This window comes from Streptomyces sp. NPDC056948 (assembly GCF_042674225.1).
In the GTDB taxonomy this organism is placed as follows: domain Bacteria; phylum Actinomycetota; class Actinomycetes; order Streptomycetales; family Streptomycetaceae; genus Streptomyces; species Streptomyces purpurascens.
Window position 1 is genome coordinate 1 of the sequence record NZ_JBHUQX010000464.1, and the last position, 6,912, is coordinate 6,912.

Genomic DNA, 6,912 nt, shown 5'->3' on the forward strand with positions numbered 1-6,912 from the left:
GCGCGGGCGCCGCCCCGCCAAGAAGGCCGCGAAGGGCAAGAAGGTCCTGCTGTGGACCGGCGGCGTGATGGCGTTCGTGCTGGTCGCCGGGGCGGGTGCCGCGTACTTCTACATCGAGCACCTGAACAACAACATCGCGTCGGTCTCCGACGACGGCGCGAGCACCGGTGGCTTCGAGAAGGACAAGGCCATCAACATCCTGCTGATCGGCACCGACAAGCGCACCGGCGCGGGCAACGAGAAGTACGGCGACGCGGGCAGTGTCGGGCACGCCGACACCACGATCCTGCTGCATGTCTCCAAGGACCGTTCGAACGCGACCGCGCTGAGCATCCCCCGTGACCTGATCGTCGACATCCCGGACTGCCCGACCACGCAGGAGGACGGGTCGCAGAAGGTCATCCCGGGCACGCCGAAGACCCGCTTCAACACCAGCCTCGGCCAGGACGACCGGACCCCGAGCTGCACCATGCGGACCGTGACGGAGCTGACCGGGGTCAAGCCGGACAACTTCATGGTCGCCGACTTCAACGCGGTCAAGACGCTGACCAGCGCGGTCGGCGGGGTCGAGGTCTGTCTGGGCAAGGACATCGACGACCCGGACTCGCACCTCAAGCTGTCGAAGGGCAACCACACGATCGAGGGCGAGCAGGCGCTGGCCTTCGTGCGCACCCGGCACTCGGTCGGCTTCGGCGGCGACCTGAGCCGGATCGGGCTCCAGCAGCAGTTCCTGAGCGCGCTGATGCGCAAGCTGAAGGACAACGACACGCTCACCAGCCCCTCGAAGATGCTCGATCTGGCCGAGGCGGGCACGAAGGCGCTGACCGTCGACTCGCAGCTTTCCAGCATCGGCAAGCTGAAGGACCTCGGTCTCGAGCTGGGCAAGCTCAACACCAAGAACCTGACGTTCGCCACGACCCCGGTGATCGACAACCCGGCGGAGAAGGTCCCGACCACGGTCGTCCTCAACGAGTCGTCGGCCCCGCAGGTCTTCGACATGATCAAGAACGACGTCTCCTTCACCGCGGTCAAGGAAAAGAAGAAGAAGGAAGCCGCCGCGGTGGCCGCGCGGCTCAAGGGCACCAAGGCCGCGGCCTCCGAGGTGCGGGTGCGGATCACGAACGGCGGTGCCGTCGCCGGCAGCGCCCAGGAGACGCTGAGCTGGCTGCAGGTCGAGGAGGGCGTGACCAAGTCGGAGAACGCCGGCAACGCGCCCGCCGAGCTGGCGAAGACGACCCTCGAGTACGCCCCCGACCAGGCCGACCAGGCCCGACGCCTCGCCGACATCATGGGCCTGCCCGGGTCCGCGCTGAAGCCCGGCGAGAGCGTGGAGAACGCCCAGGGCGTACCCGCGATGACCCTGACCCTCGGCAAGGACTTCAAGGGCGCGGGCTCTTCCCAGACCACTCCGACCAAGGCGCCGGCGGACGTGGACAAGTCCACGGCGGACAAGGTCGAGTGCGCCGAGTGACCTGAGGGGCCTGGCGTACGTCTCACAGGGCGTACGGCAGGCCTTGTCCGGTGACACGGGGGTGGGGGAAGCAGATGGCGCGGAGCAGTGGTGTGTATGGGGAGGGGACGAAACCGGGTGCCGTCCCGCGTGAGCCGGCCCCGGGCGGATCCACCGGGCCGGGCGGCGGGGGCGGCCGGAGGGACCGTCGGCGCCGCCGCGGACGCCGCGTCCTGCGCTGGTCGGCGACGACTCTCTCCATGCTGGTCCTCGGGACCGCCGGCGCCGGCTACCTCTACTACGAGCACCTGAACGGCAACATCGAGAAGGGCCAGCGCAGCAGCGGCGACTCCAAGGCGAGGCGGGCCGCTCCGAACGCGGCCGGGCAGACGCCCCTGAACATCCTGCTGATCGGCTCCGACAGCCGTAACTCCGACGAGAACGTGAAGCTGGGCGGCGCCAGGAAGGACCGCGGCACTCCGCCGCGGGGCGATGTGCAGATGCTCATCCACCTGGCCGCGGACCGCGAGAGCGCCTCCGTGGTGAGCATTCCGCGCGACACCCGGGTCGACATACCCAAGTGCACGGACCCGAAGTCCGGTCGGACGTACCCGCAGATCAACACGATCATCAACGCCTCGCTGGCCCGGGGCGGAGCGGGCTGCACGCTGGCGACCTGGGAGAACCTCACCGGGGTCTACATCGACCACTGGATGACGATCGACTTCGCGGGCGTGGTGAAGATGGCGGACGCCATCGGCGGGGTCGAGGTGTGCGTCGAGCAGAACGTGTGGGACCGCCCGCTGCCCCGTGTGCCCGGCGGCTCCGGCCTGAAGCTGGAGGCCGGCCGGACTAAGGTCCAGGGCGAGCAGGCCCTGCAGTGGCTGCGCACCCGCCACGCCTGGGGCAGCGACCCGCTGCGGGCCAGGGCGCAGCACATGTACATGAACTCGATGATCCGCACGCTCAAGTCGCAGAACGTCTTCACCGACACCGGCCGGCTGACGGACCTGGCCGAGGCGGCCACCAAGTCGCTGCACGTGTCCGAGGAGATCGGCACGGTCAAGAAGCTGTACGACCTGGGCGCGCAGCTCAAGACGGTGCCGACGGACCGCATCACCATGACGACGCTGCCCACGGCCGCGGACCCGGAGGACGCCAACCACCTGATCCCGGCCGGCACCGACGCCGACCGGGTGTGGGAGATGATCCGCGACGACGTGCCGTTCGACGGCAAGGGCGGGAAGCCGGGCGCGAAGAAGACGGAGAAGGACGAGAAGGCGTCCCGGGATCCGGCCGCGGCGGACGGCGAGATCGGCGTCCTGGTGCAGAACGCCACGCGCTCCAGCACCCTCGGCCCGGTGAGCGGACGCGCGGGCACCATCACCCAGTCGCTCGTGGGGAAGGGCTTCACGAAGGCCGCCGCGGACACCTCGGGCGCGCTGGCCGAGGAGCGGACCGTCGTGCGCTATCCGAGCGCCGAGTTGGAGGGCGATGCCCAGCGCGTCGCCAAGTCACTGGGCATTCCGCGGAGTTCGGTGCGGCTCTCCACCGGCGTATCCGGTGTCACGGTCGTCGTGGGCGCCGACTGGCGTACGGGTACGGCCTATCCGAAGCAGCCCGCGCCGAAGGCCTCGGACCTGCCCGGTGACGCGGACGCACTCAACGGCTCGGACGCCGGTAAGTGCATGGATGTGTACGCGCCCTACCGCTGGTAGAGATTCCCCGCACGGAATTGGGCCGGATTGCCCAAATGTAGGGACGTTGAATTTGTCATTCAGCGCACACCGGCGTTCAACTGGGCGGATAGTGTGAGCGATCCAGTGCTTCTGTGATGACCAAGTACCCGCGCGCCTTCCGGGGGGAGAAGGCGCCGCGTGCCCCGACGGAGGAATCGGACAACCGTGGACGCGCAACGCCGTGGGCGGGGGGATCAGATGGACCCCGCAGACCAGTGGGTACTCAATCCGAACACCGGCGAATACGAACTGCGACTGAATCCATCCGCAGCGCAATCGCGGACGGCTCCCCGTACAGCCACCGCACGTTCGACCGCCGCACGTTCGGCCGCTCCCCGTGGGGCAGCTCCCCGTGAGGGCGCGACCCGTACCGGGGTGCCGCCGCAGCGCAGGCGGCGCGGTGCTCCCGAGGAGCCGCCGCCGGGGCGCCGCGGTGGGCGCCGGCCGGTGCAGCAGAAGCCGAACAAGGCGAAGAGGGCGCTGCTGTGGACCGGCGGCACGATGGCGTTCGTCCTGGTCGGGGTCAGTGCGGCCGGCTACTTCTACCTCCAGCACCTGGAGGGCAACGTCACGACGACCGACGTCGGCAGCGCGGGTGCCAGCAACTTCAGCAAGGACGAGGCCTTCAGCGTCCTCATCATCGGTACGGACAAGCGCACCGGCGAGGGCAACGGGGGCTATGGCGACAAGGGCAGTTCCGGGCACGCCGACACCACGATCCTGCTGCACGTCGCGAAGGACCGCTCCAACGCGACCGCGCTGAGCATCCCGCGCGACCTGATCGTGAACATCCCCGACTGCCCGACGAAACTGGAGGACGGCTCGGAGAAGGTCGTGCCGGGCAATCAGGGTGTCCGCTTCAACCGGAGCCTCGGGGAGGGCGGTCGGGACCCGGGCTGCACGATGCGCACGGTGAAGGAGAACACCGGCATCTCCGTCGACCACTTCATGATGGCCGACTTCAACGCGGTGAAGACGCTGACCACGGCGGTGGAGGGGGTCGACGTGTGTGTGGAGAAGCCGGTCAACGACAAGCAGTCCAAACTCGTCCTGCCCGCGGGCGAGTCGACGGTCGAGGGCGAGCAGGCCCTCGCGTTCGTCCGTACGCGCAAGAGCTTCGGCAACAGCGGCGACCTCGACCGCATCAAGGTGCAGCAGCAGTTCCTGGGCTCGCTGATGCGCAAGATGGCCTCGAGCGACACCCTCACGAGTCCCTCGAAGCTGCTGAACCTGGCCGAGGCCGCGACGAAGGCGCTGACCGTGGACCAGGCGATCGGCAAGGTCAGCACGCTCAAGGACGTCGCCCTCGAGCTGAAGAAGGTGCCGACGAAGAACATCAGCTTCACGACGGTGCCGGTGGTGGACAACCCGGCGGAGCGGGTGAAGGCGACGGTCGTCCTCGACGGGTCCAAGGCTCCGCAGGTGTTCGACATGATCCAGAACGACGTCTCGTTCACCGAGGTCAAGCAGCAGGAGAAGAAGGAGAAGGACGCCCGGGCCGCCCGGTTGAAGGGCACCAAGGCCGCGGCCTCCGAGGTGCGGGTGCGGATCACGAACGGCGGTGCCGTCGCCGGAAGCGCGCAGAAGACCCTCCAGTACCTCCAGGTCGAGGAGGGCGTGACCAAGTCGGAGAACGCCGGCAACGCGCCCGCCGAGCTGGCGAGGACGACCCTCGAGTACGCCCCCGACCAGGCCGACCAGGCCCGACGGCTCGCCGACATCATGGGGCTGTCCGGTTCCGCGCTGAAGCCCGGCGAGAGCGTGAACAACTCCCAGGGCGTGCCCGCGATGACCCTGACCCTCGGCAAGGACTTCAAGGGCGCCGGCGTGAAGCTCAACGCCCCGGTCGAGACGGCGGACGTGGAGAAGTCCACCGCGGACAAGGTGAAGTGCGCGAGTTGACCCGTTGAGGGCAACTGACAGGCCCGTCGTGCGTCTAACAGGAGGCAGGGCGGGCCTGCTGCATGCGCCGGGGGGCGGAGAGGACCGGGGAAGTGACGCAGAGCGGTGTGCGGGAGGACGGTAAGCGGCAGAGCGTCCGCCACGAACCGGACCCGGGCGAGGAGGAGCCGACGCCGGGCGGTCCGTCGCCCGAGGACGACGGCACGTCGGCAGAAGACGCGGATACACCCGACGCCGAGGGCCTGCCGGCGGGGAGCGCGAGTACGCCCGGCCGCGACGGTGGGGCCGGAGGCGACGCCGGGGGAAGCGGTCGGCCGCGTGAGGGCCGGGCGCCGCGCAGGCGGCGGGTGTTGAAGTGGTCCGCTCTCGTGCTGGCCGTGCTGATACTCGGGACGGCCTCGGCCGGCTACCTCTACTACCGGCATCTGAACGGCAACATCAAGAAGGACGCCCTGAACCTCGGCGACAGCAAGGTCGCCGCTCCGACGCCCAACGCCGCCGGGCAGACCCCGCTGAACATCCTGCTCATCGGCTCCGACGCGCGGGACAGCAAGGAGAACCAGAAACTCGGCGGCGCCCGCGAGACGTTCGGCGCCACGCCCCTCGCGGACGTCCAGATGCTGCTGCACCTGTCCGCCGACCGCACCGACATGTCGGTCATCAGCATGCCCCGCGACACCCTGGTGAAGATCCCGAAGTGCACCGACCCGGACGACGGGAAGGTGTACCAGGCGACCCAGGGGCGGACGATGACCAACCAGAGCCTCGGACACGGAGGTCCGGGCTGCGCCGTGGCCACCTGGCAGGAGCTCACCGGCATCCACATCGACCACTTCATCATGGTCGACTTCGCGGGCGTGGTGTCGATGGCCGACGCCGTCGGGGGCGTCCCCGTGTGCGTCGACGCCAACATCCACTCCCGCACCTCCGACGGCAAGGGCTCGGGCCTGAAACTGGAGAAGGGCACCTCGTACATCCAGGGCGAGCAGGCCCTGCAGTGGCTGCGCACCCGCTACGGCTTCGAGGACGGCAGCGACCTCGCCCGCGCCAAGGCCCAGCACATGTACATGAACTCGATGGTCCGCCAGCTTCGGGACAACATGACCCTGAGCAGCCCGAACAAGCTCCGCAGACTGGCCGAGGAGGCCACCCGGGCCATGACGGTCGACCCGGGCCTCGACACCGTCAAGAAGCTCTACGACCTCAGCGACGAGCTGCGCAAGGTGGAGCCGAAGCGCATCACCATGACCACGATGCCCAACCGCTACGTCGGCGCCCGCGTCGAGCCCACGGAGGACGCCGAGCAACTGTTCCGGCTGGTGCGGGAGGACATCGCCCTGGACGGCAAGGACAAGGCGAAGAAGCCGGCCGCGGAGAAGGCCTCCGCCGACCCGGCCGCGCCCGACGACGAGATCCCGGTCCAGGTCCGCAACGGCACCCGCACCGACACCCTGGCCCCGGCCCGCGGACGCGCCGGCACGGTGGCCGGCGTGCTGAAGGAGGAGGGCTTCACCCAGGCCGTGGCCGACACCACCGGCTCATGGAGCGAGGACCGGACCGTCGTCCGCTACCCGAGCACCGACCTGGAGGGCGACGCCCAGCGTCTCGCCAAGGCCCTGGGCATCCCGGCGAGTTCGGTGAAGCGGTCCACCGACGTCTCCGGCATCACCCTCGTCGTGGGCGCCGACTGGCGGGAAGGCACGGCCTACAAGGCGCCCGAGGAGAACGACAGGACCCCGAAGTCGGCCGAGGCGCTCAACGGCGCCGACGACAAGGCCTGCATGCACGTGAACCCGGCGTTCACCTGGGACTGAACGGCGA

4 protein-coding genes are annotated in these 6,912 nt (G+C 69.3%); all 4 read left to right on the forward strand.

What is annotated here, in order from left to right; all coding sequences use genetic code 11:
* On the forward strand, positions 1-1,471 hold a 1,471-nt coding region (locus ACFTZL_RS38330), incomplete at its 5' end, for an LCP family protein (RefSeq protein WP_382593090.1).
* A gap of 74 nt (positions 1,472-1,545) precedes the next feature.
* Positions 1,546-3,168, forward strand: coding sequence for an LCP family protein (locus tag ACFTZL_RS38335; RefSeq protein WP_382593093.1), 1,623 nt, complete (start codon positions 1,546-1,548; stop codon positions 3,166-3,168).
* Between the two features lie 186 nt (positions 3,169-3,354).
* Entirely contained in the window at positions 3,355-5,091 is a 1,737-nt protein-coding gene (locus ACFTZL_RS38340) for an LCP family protein (protein WP_382593096.1), read from the forward strand.
* A 92-nt stretch (positions 5,092-5,183) separates the two neighbouring features.
* Positions 5,184-6,905, forward strand: a complete 1,722-nt coding sequence (locus tag ACFTZL_RS38345) for an LCP family protein (RefSeq protein ID WP_382593099.1) — start codon at positions 5,184-5,186, stop codon at positions 6,903-6,905.
* Positions 6,906-6,912: the final 7 nt, after the last annotated feature.

Excerpts from the sequence above, each read along its gene's own strand:
- ACFTZL_RS38335 (WP_382593093.1), top strand. The coding sequence starts at position 1,546 with ATGGCGCGGAGCAGTGGTGTGTATGGGGAGGGGACGAAACCGGGTGCC.